This window comes from Gemmiger sp., assembly GCF_036306485.1.
Taxonomy (GTDB): Bacteria; Bacillota; Clostridia; order Oscillospirales; family Ruminococcaceae; genus Gemmiger.
Map to the genome: position 1 here is coordinate 104,198 of NZ_JAXJZK010000016.1, position 17,924 is coordinate 122,121.

Consider the following 17,924-nt stretch of genomic DNA (forward strand, 5'->3'; position numbering starts at 1 on the left):
TGGTCCCTCCCGGACTCAGTCCTTGGGCGGCGTCATCCAGCCGCGGTATTTGAGAATGGAAGTCTTGGGATTGTTGCCGGCCGCACTGCGCCACTGGCTGGGCGTGGTGCCCATCTCGGCCAGGAAATGCCGGTTGAAGCTGGACAGCGACTGGAACCCCACCTGCCCCGAGATGGACAGGATGGAATCCTCACTCATCCGCATCAGCGAACAGGCCTTGAGGATGCGGGTGCGGTTGAGGTGTTCCAGCGGCCCCACCGACAGCAGTTCCCGGAACACCCGCCGGAAATGCGACTGGCTCATGCCGCACAGCCGGGCCAGTGTCTCGATGGGAAAATCCTCCATATAGTGCCGGTTGATGTATTCCAGCGCCGGGGCCACCGGGATCGTCGCGGCCAGCCGGGCACTCTCGCGCCGGGCGGTGATCCGCATCAGCTCAACGCCCAGCGCCACAAACAGCCCCCGCACGCTGATCGCATAGTCCATCTGGCGCTGCTGCATCTCGGCCAGCATGGACCGGACCAGCGACTGCACCGCCGGATATTCCTGCGGCGAAAGGATGTAATAGTGCCCCTGCACGGCCTGCTGCAGCAGCTCGCCGTTGGGCAGCGCCTCGGCCGGAAAGAGCGGCCGCACCAGCTCGAACGGGTCCAGATGCAGATAACTCCACTTGCTCGCGGTGCCGGGGTCCGACCAGGTTGTGTGCGGTACATCGCCGGAAATGATCGTCACATCCCCCGCCCGGAAGGCCCGCTGCTCCCCGCGGAACCCCAGGAATCCGCCGTCGCTCTCACACAGGCCGATCTCCAGACAGTTGTGAAAATGCAGCACGCCGGACGGCACGTCCGAGATGCGCCAGTTCTCACCGCTGAGCATCTGGATCGGAAAATCGGCGGGCAGTTCATAGTTGCGGTACTCAATGACGGTGCGCGGCGGCCGGGACATGGCGGATTCTCCTTCCGGATAGAATGGCCCCATTATACGCCCTGTCCGCCGAAAAAACCACCCTTCTTTGCCAAAAACGGCGATTTATGTGCAGTTCATACAAACCAAAAGTGCATAATTTGTGCGAAACGGACAAGTCTGCCCGGCATACATGGAAGAATCGTCCTGAATCATGGAGAAAACGCCCCACGCCCCAAATTATAAATGATCGAAATTGCACAGGAATCGTCTGAAAAGGCCAAGACGATGCCCGGGACGGCGTGCATAATAAAAGCAACTGTCGAAGGAGCCCGCGGGGCCGGATTGCAAAAGGAGAGATGATCAGATGGCAGGATTGATTTTTGACAAAGCACAGATCGAACAGACCATCGACGCCGTGGTGGCGCGCACGATGCGGATGGACATGACCTGGGACTGGCCCTGCGGTGTGGCCTATTACGGCATCTGCGAGGCCTACGAGGTCACCGGCAAGCAGGAGTACCTCAAACTCGTGCAGGACCGTGTGGACGAATACATCGAGCTGGGCCTGCCCGAGTGGACCGTCAACACCTGCTCGATGGGACATTGCCTCATCACGCTGTATGAGCACACCGGCGACGAGCGGTACCTGAACATCGCCAAGAGCAAGGTGGACTATCTGGAAAACAAGGCCCTGCGGTTCGGTGACCGGGTATTGCAGCACACCGTCTCGGTCAACAACGATTTCCCCGAGCAGGCCTGGGCCGACACGCTGTTCATGGCCGCCTTCTTCCTGCTGCGGATGGGCGTGCTGCTCAAGGACGCCGCCCTCATCGACGACGCGCTGAACCAGTATTACTGGCATATCAAATACCTGCAGGACCCGGCCACGGGGCTGTACTATCACGGCTACAACAACCTGACCGGCGATCATATGTCGGGCATCTTCTGGGGCCGCGCCAACGCCTGGGCCGCCTACACGATGTCCCAGGTGGGGCTGCGCCTGCCGGAGTGCTACCTCTATCCCAAATTCCTCGACGTGGTGGGCAGCCTCAACGACCAGCTGGCCGCCCTCAAGCTGCTCCAGACCGAAAACGGCCTGTGGCGCACCATCGTGGACGACCCCGAATCCTACGAGGAGATCAGCGCCTCGGCGGGCATTGCAGCGGCCATGATCGCCAAGGGCAACCCGCTGCACATCAAGTATATCAATAAGTCCATCGGCGGCATCCTGCAGAACATCAGCGAGGATGGCCGGGTGCTCCATGTCTCGGGCGGCACGGCCGTCATGAAGGACCGCGAGGGCTACCGCGGCATCAGCCGTGACTGGATTCAGGGCTGGGGCCAGGGCCTGGCGCTGGCCTTCCTGTCCGGCGTGCTGAACTACGACAAGATGCGCAGTGACGGGGCCCTGTAAGATGCAGACGGTCTTTGATTTCACCGTGCCCGGTTCGGCGGTGTCCTACCGCCGCAGTACCGGAGCCGGATTTGTGGACGCCGCCGCCTTGCAGGATGCCCCGCGGCTGCACACCCCCCAGATGGCCGCCAACTGGCAGCCGATGTGGTGGTACGGCGGCTGGTGCGCGGGCTTTGCGGCCGGGCCCCAGGGCGTTGCGGCCAGCCCCGCCCCCTGCCTGCCCGCCGCCGACCTGGCGGGACGGGAACTGCCGGTCTGGTTCCGGGCCGACCTGCCGGGGGAGGGGACCTATCAGGTTTCGCTGCGGCTGTGCGGCCGGGGCAAACCGGTCCGGGTCTTTGCGGGACGCCGCCGCCTGATGTGGCAGGGCACCCTGACGGAAGGCCAGGTGCGGGAACTGCGCTTCCCGCTCGATGTGACGCCGCTTGTGCCGGACGGCGAGACACAGCCCGCCCTCAATGCGGCGGCCGATCTGGCCGTGACGGGGGCAGACCTGCAGGCGGTGTGCCTGCGGCCCGCCGCGATGCCGCGGGTGTTCCTGATGGGGGACTCCACCGTCACCGACCAGTGCGCGGGCCTGCCCTATGCCCCCGGCACCAGCTATGCGGGCTGGGGCCAGATGCTCGGCCGGTTCCTGCCGGGGGACTGGTGCGTTTCCAACCATGCCCACTCCGGCCTGACGACCGAGAGTTTTACTGAGGGCGGCCACTGGGCCATCGTCGAACCGCGGCTGCGGGCGGGGGACTTCTGCCTGCTGCAGTTCGGCCACAATGACCAGAAGCTCCCGCATCTCACCGCCCGGGGCGGCTACACCGAACGGCTGCGCGGCTATCTGCGGGCCATCCGGGCCAGGGGCGCACAGCCCGTCCTGGTCACGCCGCTGGCGCGCAACACCTGGACCGCCGACGGCCGGTACAACGACCTGCTGGCCGAATATGCGGCCGCGGTCTTTGATCTGGGCCGGCAGGAACAGGTCCCGGTGATCGACCTGCACGGCTATGCGATGGAAGGCATCTGTGCCGAGGGCCGGGAGCGCTCCAAGCGGTGGTTCTATCCCGGCGACTACACCCACACCAACGATTTCGGCGCCTGCCGCTTTGCGGCCTTTGTGGCCGGGCGGCTCTGCGCGCTGGCGGGGCGTCCGGCTCCGGCCGTTCCGGTCTGCGAACCGTCCGGCCCGATGCTCCCGCTGACGCCGCCCGCTGACGCCGCGCCCACCGGGGAAACGCCCTTTGCCGTGTATGAGACACAGCAGCCCGATGCCCCGCTGACCCGGGCGGACGCGCTGTGCCAGATCACGGCCGCGCTCAAACTGTTCCCGGTCAACGGCTATAAAAGCCCCTTTGCCGATGTGGTGGGCCAGGCTCCCTTTGCCGGAGCGGTCCAGAGCGCGGTGCAGAGCGGGCTGATCCCCGAACACTGGACCGCCGACGGGTGCCTGCATCCCGGGCAGTCCGTGACGCTCGCGGAGTTCCTGGAGGTGCTGCGCCCCGGCTATGCGGCCCGGCGGCCGCTGCCCGCCGGGTCCGTCGCCGACCAGGCCGTACAGGCCGGCTGGATTGACGCCGGCGCGGACCTGGACGGGGTCCTGACCCGGGCGCAGGGGGCGGCCATCTGCCGCCGTGTGCAGATTTGAAGGAGAAAGGTTGGAATTGCGATGAAACAAACCAAGAAAGGCGGGTTCACGCTGCCCGGCGAAGCCGGATGCGAGGCGCTGACCCTGGAACTGGCCGACCGCTGGGGCGCCGATGTCATCCGCGACAGCGACGGCACCGAACTGTCCGACGAGATTCTCGATGCCGGCTATTCGATTTACTCGACGATCTGCCTGATCCGGGACCACAATGAGTGGGCCCGCGAACATCCCGACTGCCTGCAGCAGACCTTCCTGACCACCCGGCCCTGCCTGGCAGGGGAGGGGCCGCTGTCGGTGGCGCTGCTCGCGGATTTCTTTGACGAGCAGTTCCGCGTCAATGACGGCGAGACCGCCCGCCGGTACTGGCAGGTCTGGGACCGCACCGAGGGCACGCTGCTGGACGCCGGCGCCTGGCACTGGCAGCCCGGCACCGGCTGCGTCGTCGTGGATCATCCCACGCCCTACCACAGCTATACGGTCAGCTTCCTGGCCTATCGGATCTGGGAAGAGATCTCGATGTACAACCATCTGACCAACCACTGGGACAAGGAACACCTGATGCCCATTGACCCCCGCCGCCCCGAAGCCCGCGCTTTCCTGACCGACTGGCTGCGCAACTGGTGCGAAACCCACCCCCACACGACGGTGGTCCGGTTCACGAGCCTGTTCTACAACTTTGTCTGGATCTGGGGCTCCGACGAGCGCAACCGCAGCCTCTTCACCGACTGGGGCAGCTATGACTTCACGGTGTCGGAGCAGGCGCTGGCGGATTTCGCGGCCGAGTACGGCTACGAGCTCACGGCGGAGGACTTCATCAACAAGGGCAACTTCCAGGTCACCCACCAGCCGCCCACGGCCCACAAGCGGGATTACATGGCGTTCACCCAGCGGTTTGTGGCCTCCTACGGCCGCACGCTGGTGGACCTGGTCCATCAGTACGGCAAAAAGGCCTATGTCTTTTACGACGACAGCTGGATCGGCGTCGAGCCTTACGGCCCCTATTTCCCGTCCATCGGGTTTGACGGCATCATCAAATGCGTGTTCTCGGGCTATGAAGTGCGGATGTGCTCCGGTGTGCCCGCCCAGGTCCATGAACTGCGGCTGCACCCCTATCTCTTCCCGGTGGGGCTGGGCGGTGCGCCGACCTTCACCGAGGGCGGCGATCCCACCCGCGATGCCCGCGCGTACTGGAACCATGTCCGCCGCGCCCTGCTGCGCGCCCCGATTGACCGCATCGGGCTGGGCGGTTACCTGCACCTGGTGAAGGATTTCCCGGATTTTGTCCAGTATATCGCCGATCTGGCTGATGAGTTCCGCGAGGTGCGGGATCTGCACGCCGCCGGCGAGGTCTACACGATGCCGCTGACCGTGGCGGTGCTGCACAGCTGGGGCGGACTGCGCCCCTGGACGCTCTCCGGCCATTTCCATGAAACCTACATGCACGACCTCATCCACATCAACGAGGCGCTCTCCGGCCTGCCGGTCGAGACCCGCTTCCTGAGCTTTGAGGATGTCAAGGCCGGCAAGCTGGAAGGCGTCGATGTGGTCATCAACGCCGGCCGCGCCGGCACGGCCTGGAGCGGCGGCGATGCCTGGCAGGATGCCGCGCTGGTCACGGCGCTCAGCGCCTGGGTCGCCCAGGGCGGCGTGCTGATCGGCGTCAATGAACCCACCGCCGTGCCGGGCTGGGGGGACTATTTCCGGATGGCCCGTGCCCTCGGCGTGGACGAGGACACCGGCGCCCGTGTCTGCCACGGCCGCTGGCCCGTGCAGGCCGACCCCGTGGAGGGCCTGATCCCCGAGGGCGCCACCCTCTGCACCCGCGACCACCTTTACCTGACGGACGGCGAGACCCGCGTCCTGGCCGAACAGGACGGCTGCCCGGCCATTGCCACCCACACCTTCGGCCGCGGCCGTGGCATATATCTGGCCGGCTTTGCCTACAGCCCCGAAAACGCCCGGATGCTGCTCAACCTGATGCTCTGGGCCACCGGGACCGACAGCAGCCGTGTCCCGTACCTGACCGACAATGCGGCTTGCGAATGTGCCTGGTTCCCGGCTGCCCGCCGCCTTGTGGTCATCAACAACACCGAAAAAGCACAGACCACCGTCATCCACACACCGGAGGGCGATGTGCGGGCTGAACTGGCCCCGTTCGCCACCCGGATGATCCAACGCTGAAGGGGGCACCGTCATGTCCTATCTGATTGTCAACGCCGCGCGCTCGGCGGGCACGATCCGCAAAACGATCTACGGACAGTTTTCCGAACATCTGGGCCGCTGCATCTACGGCGGTATCGCTGACCAGGACGGCGCGCTGCGCCCCGCCGTCCTGCAGGCGCTGAAAACACTGCACATCCCGGTGCTGCGCTGGCCGGGCGGCTGCTTTGCCGATACCTACCACTGGCGGGACGGCATCGGCCCCCGCAGCGAGCGCAAGACCATCATCAACACCAACTGGGGCGGCGTGACTGAGAACAACGCCTTCGGCACCCACGAGTTCCTCAGCCTCTGCGAACAGCTCGGCTGCGAAGCCTACCTGTCCGGCAATGTGGGCAGCGGCACCGTGCAGGAGTTCTCCGACTGGGTGGAATACTGCAATATGCCCGGCGTCTCGCCGATGGCGGACCTGCGCCGCCGCAACGGCCGCGAAGCGCCCTTCGGCGTGCGGTACTGGGGCATCGGCAACGAGGCCTGGGGCTGCGGCGGCACGATGCGCGCCGAATACTACGCCGATCTCTGCCGCCAGTATGCGACCTATCTGCGCTCCTACGACGCCGGCCTTGTGCCCTACAAGATCGCCTCGGGCGCCAATGTGGACGACTACCACTGGACCCGCACCGTGGTGGAGCGCGCCGGCCAGTGCATCGACGCCGTCAGCCTGCACTACTACACCGTCCCCGGCCCGGACTGGCAGCACAAGGGCAGCGCGACCGACTTTGACCGCGACGCCTACTACACCACGCTGCACAAGACGCTGCGGATGGAGGAACTGGTGGAAAACCACAGCCGCATCATCCGCCGCTTTGCCAAGGGCCGGCCCATCGGTCTGTGCGTCGACGAGTGGGGCACCTGGTACGATGTCGAGCCGGGAACCAACCCCGGGTTCCTCTACCAGCAGAACACGATGCGGGACGCCCTGGTGACGGCGGTCAACCTGAACATCTTCAACAACCATTGCGATACCGTCGTCATGGCAAACATCGCGCAGCTCGTCAATGTGCTGCAGGCAATGCTGCTGACCGAGGGCGACAAGGTGGTCCTGACGCCCACCAGCCATGTCTTTGCGATGTACAGCGGGCATCAGGGTGCCCGCCAGCTGGAAAGCTATGCCGAAACCCGGATGCTGCGCCGCGACGAGGAGCAGGTCCCCGAACTGCATGTCTCGGCCAGCGAACAGCCGGACGGCACCGTGCTGATCACCGCCGCCAACCTCAACGACACCGAACCCGTGCCGGTCAACTGCCTGCTGGGCGGCATCCATGCCGCCGGCGTCACGGCCCGGGTCCTGGCCGGTGCGCCGTTCGACCACAACACCTTTGACCGCCCCGAGGCCGTCCGCCCGGCGCCGCTTGCCGTCACGCCGACCGAAACCGGCTTCACGGCCGTGCTGCCGCCCTGCAGTGTAGCGGCGTTCACGGTCTGCCAGAAATAACCTCTTTGCTTTTTTGGATGGAACCGCTATAATACAGTCAAACAGACCGGCCGCGGCGAGCTGTCCCGGCCGGGAAGGGAGGTACCATCCATGCGTATTGTGACTTTGATCGAAAATACCCCCGGTGATCCCCGCTGCGCCTGCGAACATGGCCTGAGTCTCTATCTCGAGACCCATGACCACAGGCTGCTGATGGACACCGGCTCCACCGGCGCCTTCGCGGACAACGCGGAGGCGCTCGGCATTGATCTGACCCGCGTCGATACCGTCGTGCTCAGCCACGGCCACTACGACCACGCGGGCGGTCTGCTCCGCTTTGCCGCCCTCAATCCCGGGGCGCCGATCTATCTCCAGGCGGGGGCCGACGGCGATTTCTACCACGGCGACCGCTACATCGGCATCGACAAGGCCATCACGGCGCTGCCCCAGGTCCGCCCGGTCCGGGGCGATCTGCGCATCGACGGGGAACTCTTTCTGTTCGCGGGCATCACCGGCCGGCGGTTCTGGCCCCAGAGCAATCTCTCGCTCCGGGTCCGGCGGGACGGTCAGACCCTGCAGGACGATTTCTCCCACGAGCAGTGCCTGGTGGTCAGCCAGGACGGACACCGGGTGCTGGTGTCGGGCTGCGCCCACAACGGCATCCTGAACATCCTGGACCGCTACCGCGACCTCTTCGGCGGCGACCCCGACGTCGTGATCAGCGGATTCCATATGATGAAGAAACAGCCCTACGACTGCGAGGAACTGGATGTCATCGACGAGACGGCCCGGGAACTCGCGCGGCACAACACGGTCTTTTACACCGGTCACTGCACCGGCCTGCCCGCCTTCGAGCGGATGCAGACCATCCTGGGGGAGCAGCTCCGCCCGCTGCACAGCGGGGTGGAACTGGACCTCGCAAACCGGTAAAACCCCTGGTGCCCGGCTGCTCGGACAGCCGGAAAACGCCCCTTCCGCTCCGCTGTCTGCGGGGCGGTTTTCTTTTGCACATTTTTGAAGATTGTGTGAAATTCCGGGCCGAGAAGAGAATTTGACACTTTAGCGCATTGCATAAATACCGTTGGCAGTTTATATAAAAACTATCCAACTACGCGCAGAAACACTTGACAATATGCACGGGAGTGTTTGGGATTATTTCGCCGGAAATATGAGGATAATTTTGCGTAAATACGCAAAAAATGTAGTCAAAAAGATGAGAGGATTTGATTGTTGAAATACCGAAAAGGGTGCCGTAAAATTTGACTAAAGGCAGCAGGGAGCCGTCCGGACGGGCGGCCCTGCGCAGAGTCCCTCTTCCGCGGCGTCCAAGCCGGCTGCGGCGGTGCGGAAACAGCAGGGAACAACAAAAAGGAGGAACCCTCAATGGCGAAAACACTGACGGCAGGTAAAGCGGCCGGTGCTCGGACCAAGCAGGACAAACGCGCTTATGCGCAGCTCGGGCACAACACCTGGCGCAAAGCGTTCATGCAGCATTACTGGCTGTACATTCTGATGATCCCGGGCATCCTGTACATGCTCATTTTCAACTACACGCCGATGGCAGGCCTGGTCATGGCGTTCGAGGACTTCAGCCCCTACAATGGCGACACCGCCATCCAGGCGCTGTTCGGCAGCCCCTTCGCCGGACTGAAGTACTTTGAAAAACTCTTCACCGGCCCGGATTTCTGGCGTCTGCTGCGCAACACGCTGGCAATCTCGCTGGCCAACCTGATCTTCGCCTTCCCGGCGCCGATCATCCTCGCACTGCTGCTCAACGAGCTGCGCTGCAAATGGTTCAAGCGCTTTTCCCAGACGCTGGTGTATATCCCGCACTTCGTCTCCATCGTGATTGTCGCGGCACTGACCTATCAGCTCTTCTCCACCACCGACGGTGTCGCCTATCATATGCTGGTCCAGGTGTTCGGCAAACAGAACGCCCCCGACATCATGTCCGATCCCAAGCTCTTCTCGACGATGATCGTCGGTCAGAACCTCTGGAAAGAGACCGGTTACGGCACGATCATCTACCTCGCGGCCCTCTCCAGCGTCGATACCCAGCTGTATGAAGCCGCCAAGATCGACGGCGCCGGCCGCTGGCAGCTGATGTGGCACGTCACGCTGCCCGCCATCCGCGGCACCATCATCCTGATGCTCATCATGAAGGTCGGCTCGCTGCTGAACACCGGCTACGAACAGATCTTCCTGATGCAGAACGCCATGAACCGCTCGGTCTCCGACGTGTTCGACACCTACATCTACACCAAAGGCATCGTCAACGGACAGTATTCCCTTGCCACGGCTGCCGGCCTGTTCAAGTCCATCGTCAGTATGGTCATGGTCGTCGGCGCGAACAAGATCGCCAAGCTGTTCGGTGAATCCGGCCTGTACTAAGCGCAAGGAGGTACTGTCATGTCTGGCATCATCCATCAGAAACAGGACCCCAACGCCATCCGTGCGACGGGTACCCTGGAAAAGCGCTCGCCGGGCGATCAGGCGGTGCAGGTGCTGCTCTATGTTCTGATTGCACTCATTGCTCTGCTCTGTGTGCTGCCCTTTATCTACGTCATCGCCGGTTCCTTCGCCACCGAGCAGGAACTGACCGAGCGCCCCTTCTTCCTGATTCCTCACGAATTCTCCCTCAACGCGTACTCCTACATCCTCAAGGACGGCTCGGTTTTCCGCGGCCTCAAGAACTCCTTCCTGGTCACCATCGTGGGTACGCTGATCAACATGTTCGTCTCCTGCACGCTGGCCTACCCGCTTTCGCGCAGCTATCTCAAGGGCCGCAACGGCTTCATCAACATGGTCATTGTGACCATGCTGTTCTCCGGCGGCATGGTGCCCAGCTACATCCTGGTCATGAACATCCTGGATCTCGGCAACACCTTCTGGGCCCTGTGGCTGCCCGGCGCCATGAGCGCATTCAACATGATCATCATCAAGAACTACTTCCAGGGACTGCCCAACGAACTGGAGGAGGCCGCCATCATCGACGGTTCCAATGACCTGATCACCTTTGTGCGCATCATCCTGCCGCTGTCCACCCCCGTGCTGGCATCCGTCGCGCTGTTCTACGCGGTCGGTCACTGGAACTCCTACTTCAACGCCATGATGTACATCAACGACCCCGACATGGAACTGATGACCATCGTGCTGCGCCGCATGGTGTTCCTGACCAACAAGATCACCCAGGACAGCACCTTCGACTGGGGCGCTGCCGGTATGCCGCCCGCCAAATCCATCAAGATGGCCACCACCGTCGTGGCCACGGTCCCGATGCTCTGCATTTACCCCTTCGTCCAGAAGTACTTCACCCAGGGCATCATGGTCGGCTCCGTGAAGGGCTGATCCCCGTTATCCGGTTTCATCACGCAGTCTGCGTGTTATAAAAAAGGAGGAAAACAACTCATGAAAAAGCAAATCGCCCTGACCCTGAGCGTCGCGATGGCCGTCACTGCCCTGGCCGGTTGCGGCGGTTCCGGCAGCTCGTCCTCTTCCAGCGCCGCTTCGGCTACCGCCGAGGGCGCCTCGGAATCCAGCGGCCGCCCGACCATCACCTTTATGATCCCCACCTTCTACGGCACCGAGTTCGCCAACGACAACTCCGACAAGGTCATCCAGGCCTACGAGGATTACACCAACACCACCGTCGAATGGCGTCTTGAGGCCAACGATACCTACAAGGACAAGTTCGGCCTGACCCTGATGGACAAGGACAACATGCCGATGATCCTGACCGCTTCCGGCGCGCTGGATGCCAACATCGTCGACGCCGCCAAGAAGGGCGCGTTCTGGGATCTGAGCAGCTACCTGCAGGACAGCGAGAGCTACCCCAACCTGAGCCAGGCCAACGAGAACGTTCTGAAGGGCCTGACCGTTGACGGACAGATCATCGGTATCCCCCGTACCCGTGCCATCGGCCGCTACGGCCTGGCCTACCGCACCGACTGGGCGGAAGCCGTGGGCATCACCGAGCCTCCCAAGACCATCGAGGATGTCTACAACATGCTCTACGCCTTCACCTACGATGACCCGGACGGCAACGGCGTGGACGACACCTACGGCCTCGAGCTGTGCAAGTACACCGGACCTCTGGACGTGATCCAGACCTGGTTCGGCTGCGGCAACGAGTGGGTCGAGCAGGACGGCAAACTGGTCCCGGTCCATCAGACGGCCGAGTACAAGGAAGCTCTGCAGTGGATGCGCAAGATCTATGAGGACGGTCTGGTCCGTCCCGACTGGGCAACCGTCGACACCTCCACCTGGGAGGACGGCTGCAAGAAGGGCGAAGCCGGCTGCTTCCTGGACACCATGGACGGTGCCAAGCGTATCTGGAACTACTTCACCAGCAACAACGTAGCGAGCGTTGTGGACCCCTCCACCACCGCCACGATGACGATGGTCGGACCCATCGCCAAGGATGCCAACAGTGAGCCCCGCACCCTGGCCACCAGCGGCTACAACGGCTTCTACCTGATCACCAAGTCCGGCGCCAAGACCGAGGAAGATCTGAAGAACTGCCTGACCTTCCTGGACAAGATGAACGACGATCCGATGCTCGAGCTGGCCGACTACGGCATCGAGGGCATCAGCTATGACCTGAACGAGAACGGCAATGTCGTCCTGAACCCCGATTACGACGCTTCTCAGACCCCGAACTGCGGCCTGAACCAGGCTGTCGCCTACATCCCCAACATGTCCAGCGTGTCTCATCCGCTCGAGAAGGCCGAGAGCCAGATCGAGTCCGAGGCCTGCCAGGAAGTCAACGAGAAGTACGCCGTCTTTAACCCCGCGCTCGGCTACCTCGCCAACTCTGCCACCAACGCCGAAGTCGGCACCGATATCGAGCAGATCATCGACGACGCCCGCACCCAGTACATCTGCGGCCAGATCGACGACGCCGGCCTGGATGACGCTGCCCAGCAGTGGCTGGATCGCGGCGGTGCCCAGCTGGTTGAGGAAGTCAACGAGCTCTACGCTGCTGATACCAACAAGTAATTTCATTCCTATCTGAATCAGGCCGCGCCCCTGCGGCATCGGCCGGAAAGGCACCGCGGATGCACTCTCGCGGTGCCTTTTTTGTCGGCCGCAGCGCGGCATTCTTTTACAAAAACGCACAGAAAGGCGGATCTTTCGATGAACCTCACACTTTTGGCCCAGGATGCCCGCTCGACCACCGTGGGCTGGCAGCCGGTCCCCGGGGCTGCCTGCTATGCTCTGGAATGGTCCGACCGGATGTCCGACACCGTCCGCTTCCGCACGGCCGGCCAGACCCGGGACTGCCGGTTCCGGTTTGTCCGCTCGACGCATATCCCGTATTATCTGCGGCTGCGGGCCCTGGACGAGGCCGGCTCCACGCTGGAACTCAGCCCGGTGCTGACCACCCCGCTGGCCCGGGTGCTGCATCCCCAGCTCGAAGCGCTGGACCGCGGCCTGGTCGCGGTGGCAACCTCCGCCGGTGTGTTCCTGAGCTGGCGGCTGCTGCGCTCCGAGGTGGACGGCTACTCCGCCACCGGCCTGACCGGCGCGGATTTTGTCGTGTACAAGAACGGCGTGCGCCTTGCCGATGTGACGGACAGCACCAACTACCTGGACCCCGACGGCACGGCCGGGGACCTCTATGCCGTGGCGCCGGTGTATGCCGGGCACAAGGGCACCGCCTGCGATCCCGTCAGCGTCTGGGCGGACGGCTACTATGACCTGCCGCTCCACAGACCGGAAGGCGGCGTCACCCCCGACGGCAAACCCTTTGTCTACCATGCCAACGATATGAGCGTCGGCGATGTGGACGGCGACGGCCAGATGGAATTCTTTGTCAAATGGGACCCCGACAACTCGCAGGATGTCTCCATCAAGGGCTATACCGGCCGCTGCCTGATCGACTGCTGCAAGCTGGACGGCACGCTGCTCTGGCGGCTGGACATGGGCCCCAACATCCGCGCCGGCGCCCACTACACCCAGTTCATGGTCTATGACTTTGACGGGGACGGCCGCGCCGAGATGGCGGTCAAGACCGCGCCCGGCACCCGGATGACCCGCTATGCGCCGGACGGCACGGTGCTGTGGCAGCGCTACATCACGATGCCCCGCAGCGACCTGGAAGCCGGGTATTCCCACAGCGACAACTACGTCTGCTCGGCCGAGGACTACCGGCTGCACCTGGCCGACGTCTTTGCCGGCTGGCGGGATCATCCCGAGGTCCGGTCCGGCCGCTGGCCCGACACGCTGGAAGCCTGTTTCGGCATCCCGCAGCGGTACGACTACCCGCTGAGCCGCCAGGACGCCGAGGCGATGGCGGACTATTTCATCCGGGAATACGCCCCCTCCCGCAGCGAGCGCAACCATCTGGAAAAGTTCGAGGGCTTCATCTATTCCGGCCCCGAGTACCTGACGATGTTCGGCGGCGACGGCCGCGAACTCGAGACCATCCCCTTCAAGTTCGGCCGCGTGGACGACGGCCTGCTGTGGGGCGACTACGCGCTGCCCCGCATCGAGCCCTGCAACCGGGTGGACCGGTTCAACTCCGGCGTGGCCTACCTGGACGGCGAGCATCCCAGCCTGATTGTCTGCCGCGGCTACTATACCCGCGCCACCCTCGTGGCCTACGATTTCCGCGACGGCCATTTCTCGGAGCGGTGGAGCGTCGATTCCGGCTTTGTGCCGATGGATAACCCCTTCCGGGATGCGGGCTGTCACCTGGCGCGGGGCAGCGATCCGGTGTTCGGGGCGCTGGCCGGCCAGGGCAACCACAGCATTTCCACCGGCGATGTGGACGGCGACGGCTGCATGGAGATTGTCTGCGGCGCCGCGGTCATCGACCATGACGGCAGCCTGCTGTATTCCAGCGAAGGAACGCTGCCCGACGGAACCCCGGCCAAGTTCGGCCACGGCGATGCCATGCACCTGGCCGACATCGACCCCGACAGCCCGGGCCTTGACCTCTTCAATGTCTTTGAGGGGGCCGAGAATGCGCCCTACGGCTGGGCGCTGCGGGATGCTGAGACCGGTGCGGTCCGGTTCGGCGAGTACGCCGAGGAGGATCTGGGACGCTGCATGATCGGCAAGATCGACCCCGCCACCCGCGGCCTGCAGGTCTGGGTCAAGGAGGTCTATGACTGCCGCGGCAACCGTCTGCCCCTCGAAACGCCCGGCACCAACATGAAGATCTACTGGGCGGGGGACCTCTCCACCCAGGTCACCGACGGCCGGGATTATCTGCACGGCCCCAAGTGCGGCGCGGTCAACGACCTGACCCACGGCACGATGCTGATGCCCAGCGGCACCGCCACCAACAACGGCACCAAGGGCAACCCCTGCCTGGTGGCCGACATCTTCGGCGATTTCCGCGAGGAACTGCTGCTCCGCCTGGAGGATGATTCGGCAATCCGCATCTACACCTCCACCGACCTGACCCACCACAAGCTCTTCACCCTGCTGCATGACCCGCAGTACCGCTGCGGCGTGGCCTGGCAGAACAACTGCTACAACCAGCCGGGGTACCCCTCCTTCTACTATGCAAGCGATATGGACTTTGCGAACGTCCTGCCCCAGCTCCGGGACAGGCCGACGGTCTATCTGGCCGCGGACTCGACGGTTCAGAGCTACACCGAGGCCGAAGCTCCCCAGACCGGCTGGGGCCAGCAGCTCTGGCGCTGCCTGCGCGGCGCCAACCTCTGCCGGGTGGATACCCGTCCCGGCTGCCCCTTCCCCCAGGAGTGCCGCTACCATCTGCCCGACCTGACGATCGACAACTGTGCGATGGCCGGCCGCAGCAGCCGTTCCTTCCGGGAGGAGGGACGCCTGGCGGATATTGAGGCCTCGCTGCGGCCCGGGGACTACCTGGTGGTCCAGTTCGGCCACAACGACGCCTACCGCGAAAAGGCCGAGCGCTATGTGGCGCCCGAGGCGTTCGGCGCCTCGCTGCAGCCCTACCTCGACGCGGCCCGGCGCCACGGCGCAACCTGCATTTTTGTCTCTCCGGTGGCGATGCGCACCTTCGATGAGAACGGTGTCTGCCACCCGAGCTTCCCCGAATACCGCGAGGCGATGGCCCGGTTTGCCCGGCAGGCCGGCGCGGTCTGGCTGGACCTGGGTGCCGCCACGGCGGCCGCGGTCACGGCCACCGGCGCCGAACACGCCAAATCCCTCTACCTGTGGCACGGCGACAAGCACGACGACGCCCACCTGCAGCAGGCCGGCGCCCTGCGTTTTGCCCGCGCCTTTGCCCGTCTGGTGCTGCAAAGCACCGATCCCCGCCTGGATGTTCTGAAAGCTGCCTTTGAGGAGGAATAAACAATGGCTATCGGAGATCTGCTTCATCAAACGCCCGTCACAACGCCCGATCCCTACACCGGCTGCCCGGTCACCCGGCTCACGCCGCCCGACCACACCAGCCATCATATGTACTTTTATAACCGCATGGTCACCTCGGACAGTTCCCGGCTGCTCTACTGTGCCGAGATCAACGGCCGGCGTAACCTCTACCTGATGGAACTGGCCACCGGCGATGCCGTCCAGCTGACCGAGGGCGACGCCCTCGACGATTACGGCGCGATGATCTCGGCGGATGACAAGTCCGTCTACTACCAGCAGGACCGCAAGGTCTGGAAGCTGGACCTGGCCACCCTGCAGCGCACCTGCCTGTATGCCGCGCCGGACGGCTGGGACTGCGGCAACTGGGGCATGAGCGATGACAACCGCTATCTCGTCATGACCGAGACCCGCCGCGACACGCTGCCCGACCTGACCGGCAAGAAGGGCTGGGAGTTCTTCCCGCTGACCTGCGCCGCCAAGCCGCTGTGCCATATCGTCTATCTGGACACCCAGACCGGCGAACACCACATCGTCGTGGAGGACCGCTGCTGGTTCGGCCATGCGCAGCTGCGCCCCGGCGATCCCGACACCATCCTGTTCTGCCACGAGGGCCCCTACGACATGATCGACGCCCGTCTGTGGCTGATCCAGAGCGACGGCAGCCGGTACCGCTGTGCCCGGCCCCAGCCCAAGGATGTCATCATCACCCACGAGTTCTGGATGCCCACCGGCGACCGTCTGGCCTACGTCTACCGTAAGGCGGACGACGGCAGCACCGAGACCATCCGGATGATGCGCCCCGAAACTCTCGAGGAGGAGCTCTTCATGCCCTGCCTGCCCTATGCGCACTTCATCTGTGACCGGCAGCGGCGCTGGTTCGTCGGCGACTGCCAGGGCCAGGAAACGCCCATCCATCTGCAGACCGGCGAGGGCCGCGGCCAGGAAGTCCGCAACGACTTCATCTATCTGGTGGACATTGCCCGCAAGAAGGAGATCCCGCTGTGCTACCATGGCACCAGCTGGACGACCATCCACGGCACCCCGCAGGACGCCCACCCGCATCCCTGCTTCACGCCGGACGGCAGCGGGGTGGTGTTCACCTCCGACCGGGAAGGCAAACCCTGCGTGTATCTTGCCAAAACCGCGGGCGCTGCGGCGAAAGGAGAATGACAATCATGGAATGGCCCAAACTGAAGAATATCTACATCTGTTTCCCCGGCGGACGCCACAAGGTCCTGACGATGAGCTTTGATGACGGCCGGGTGGAGGACCGCCGCCTTGTGGAGCTGTTCAACCGCTACGGCGTGCGGGGCACCTTCAACCTCAATGCCGGGCTGCTGCTGGATGACCGCGTTCCGCCCAGCGAGTGGCGGGACCTGTACCGCGGTCACGAGGTTGCCTGCCACACCTGCCTGCATCCCACGATCGCCCGCAGCCCGCTGGATCAGGTGGCCCGCCAGATTCTGGAGGACCGCCAGGGGCTGGAATCCGTCATGGGATACCCGGTGCGGGGACTGGCCTACCCCAACGGCAGCTGGACGCCCGAGATCGCGGCGATGCTGCCCTCGCTGGGTATCCGGTACGCCCGCGTCGTCGGCGACACCCACGACTTTGCGATTCCCAACGATTTCATGACCTGGAAATCCACCTGCCACCATACCCATCAGCTGCTGGAGGACGGAAAACGGTTTGCGGCGCTGTTCAAGACCCAGTATCTGTACATGATGTATGTGTGGGGACACAGCTTTGAATTTACCTGCGAGGCCGACTGGGAGCAGATGGAACGGTTCTGTGATCTGGTGGCGGGCCGCGAAGATACCTGGTATGCGACCAATATCGAGATTGTGGACTACCTGGAAGACGCCCGCCGTCTGCAGTTCACCGTCGCGGCGGACATCGTTCACAACCCGGCGGCCCGGTCCATCTGGATCGAGGTGGACGGCGACCGGATCGAAATTCCCGGCGGTGCCACGGTGCAGCTTTCATGAGGGGAAGACTTGATTTTCCCCGGGCAAACTCGT

12 protein-coding genes are annotated in these 17,924 nt (G+C 63.9%); 11 read left to right on the forward strand and 1 reads right to left on the reverse strand.

Translation table 11 applies throughout. From position 1 onward, the window contains the following. Positions 1 to 15 precede the first annotated feature (15 nt). Entirely contained in the window at positions 16 to 945 is a 930-nt protein-coding gene (locus U0L91_RS03840; protein WP_158538791.1) for an AraC family transcriptional regulator, read from the reverse strand. 325 nt (positions 946 to 1,270) lie between these two features. On the opposite strand from U0L91_RS03840, the gene U0L91_RS03845 reads away from it, so the two are divergent. The 11 genes from U0L91_RS03845 to U0L91_RS03895 all read left to right on the forward strand — a co-directional run bounded on the left by U0L91_RS03845 (position 1,271) and on the right by U0L91_RS03895 (position 17,891). Then, complete coding sequence (locus tag U0L91_RS03845) at positions 1,271 to 2,320, forward strand: glycoside hydrolase family 88 protein (RefSeq protein ID WP_113998964.1); 1,050 nt, start codon at positions 1,271 to 1,273, stop codon at positions 2,318 to 2,320. Position 2,321: 1 nt separating this feature from the next. Beyond that, complete coding sequence (locus tag U0L91_RS03850) at positions 2,322 to 3,956, forward strand: GDSL-type esterase/lipase family protein (RefSeq protein WP_330044904.1); 1,635 nt, start codon at positions 2,322 to 2,324, stop codon at positions 3,954 to 3,956. 21 nt (positions 3,957 to 3,977) lie between these two features. Next, a complete protein-coding gene (gene gnpA / locus U0L91_RS03855) occupies positions 3,978 to 6,137 on the forward strand; it encodes a 1,3-beta-galactosyl-N-acetylhexosamine phosphorylase (protein ID WP_330044905.1) in 2,160 nt (719 codons plus the stop codon). Positions 6,138 to 6,150: 13 nt separating this feature from the next. Continuing rightward, positions 6,151 to 7,611 (forward strand): alpha-N-arabinofuranosidase, encoded by a 1,461-nt coding sequence (locus U0L91_RS03860; RefSeq protein ID WP_330044906.1) that lies wholly within the window; start codon positions 6,151 to 6,153, stop codon positions 7,609 to 7,611. A 90-nt stretch (positions 7,612 to 7,701) separates the two neighbouring features. Beyond that, a complete protein-coding gene (locus tag U0L91_RS03865; protein WP_330044907.1) occupies positions 7,702 to 8,520 on the forward strand; it encodes an MBL fold metallo-hydrolase in 819 nt (272 codons plus the stop codon). A 453-nt stretch (positions 8,521 to 8,973) separates the two neighbouring features. Beyond that, complete coding sequence (locus tag U0L91_RS03870) at positions 8,974 to 9,981, forward strand: ABC transporter permease (protein WP_242979463.1); 1,008 nt, start codon at positions 8,974 to 8,976, stop codon at positions 9,979 to 9,981. A gap of 18 nt (positions 9,982 to 9,999) precedes the next feature. Then, positions 10,000 to 10,938, forward strand: a complete 939-nt coding sequence (locus U0L91_RS03875; RefSeq protein WP_270752523.1) for a carbohydrate ABC transporter permease — start codon at positions 10,000 to 10,002, stop codon at positions 10,936 to 10,938. Positions 10,939 to 10,998: 60 nt separating this feature from the next. Continuing rightward, on the forward strand, positions 10,999 to 12,588 hold the full coding sequence (locus U0L91_RS03880) for an extracellular solute-binding protein (protein ID WP_113998970.1): 1,590 nt from the start codon (positions 10,999 to 11,001) through the stop codon (positions 12,586 to 12,588). A gap of 138 nt (positions 12,589 to 12,726) precedes the next feature. Beyond that, on the forward strand, positions 12,727 to 15,882 hold the full coding sequence (locus U0L91_RS03885) for a rhamnogalacturonan lyase family protein (RefSeq protein WP_330044908.1): 3,156 nt from the start codon (positions 12,727 to 12,729) through the stop codon (positions 15,880 to 15,882). 3 nt (positions 15,883 to 15,885) lie between these two features. Further along, on the forward strand, positions 15,886 to 17,073 hold the full coding sequence (locus tag U0L91_RS03890) for an oligogalacturonate lyase family protein (RefSeq protein ID WP_113998972.1): 1,188 nt from the start codon (positions 15,886 to 15,888) through the stop codon (positions 17,071 to 17,073). A 5-nt stretch (positions 17,074 to 17,078) separates the two neighbouring features. Beyond that, entirely contained in the window at positions 17,079 to 17,891 is an 813-nt protein-coding gene (locus tag U0L91_RS03895; RefSeq protein WP_113998973.1) for a polysaccharide deacetylase family protein, read from the forward strand. Positions 17,892 to 17,924 lie beyond the last annotated feature (33 nt).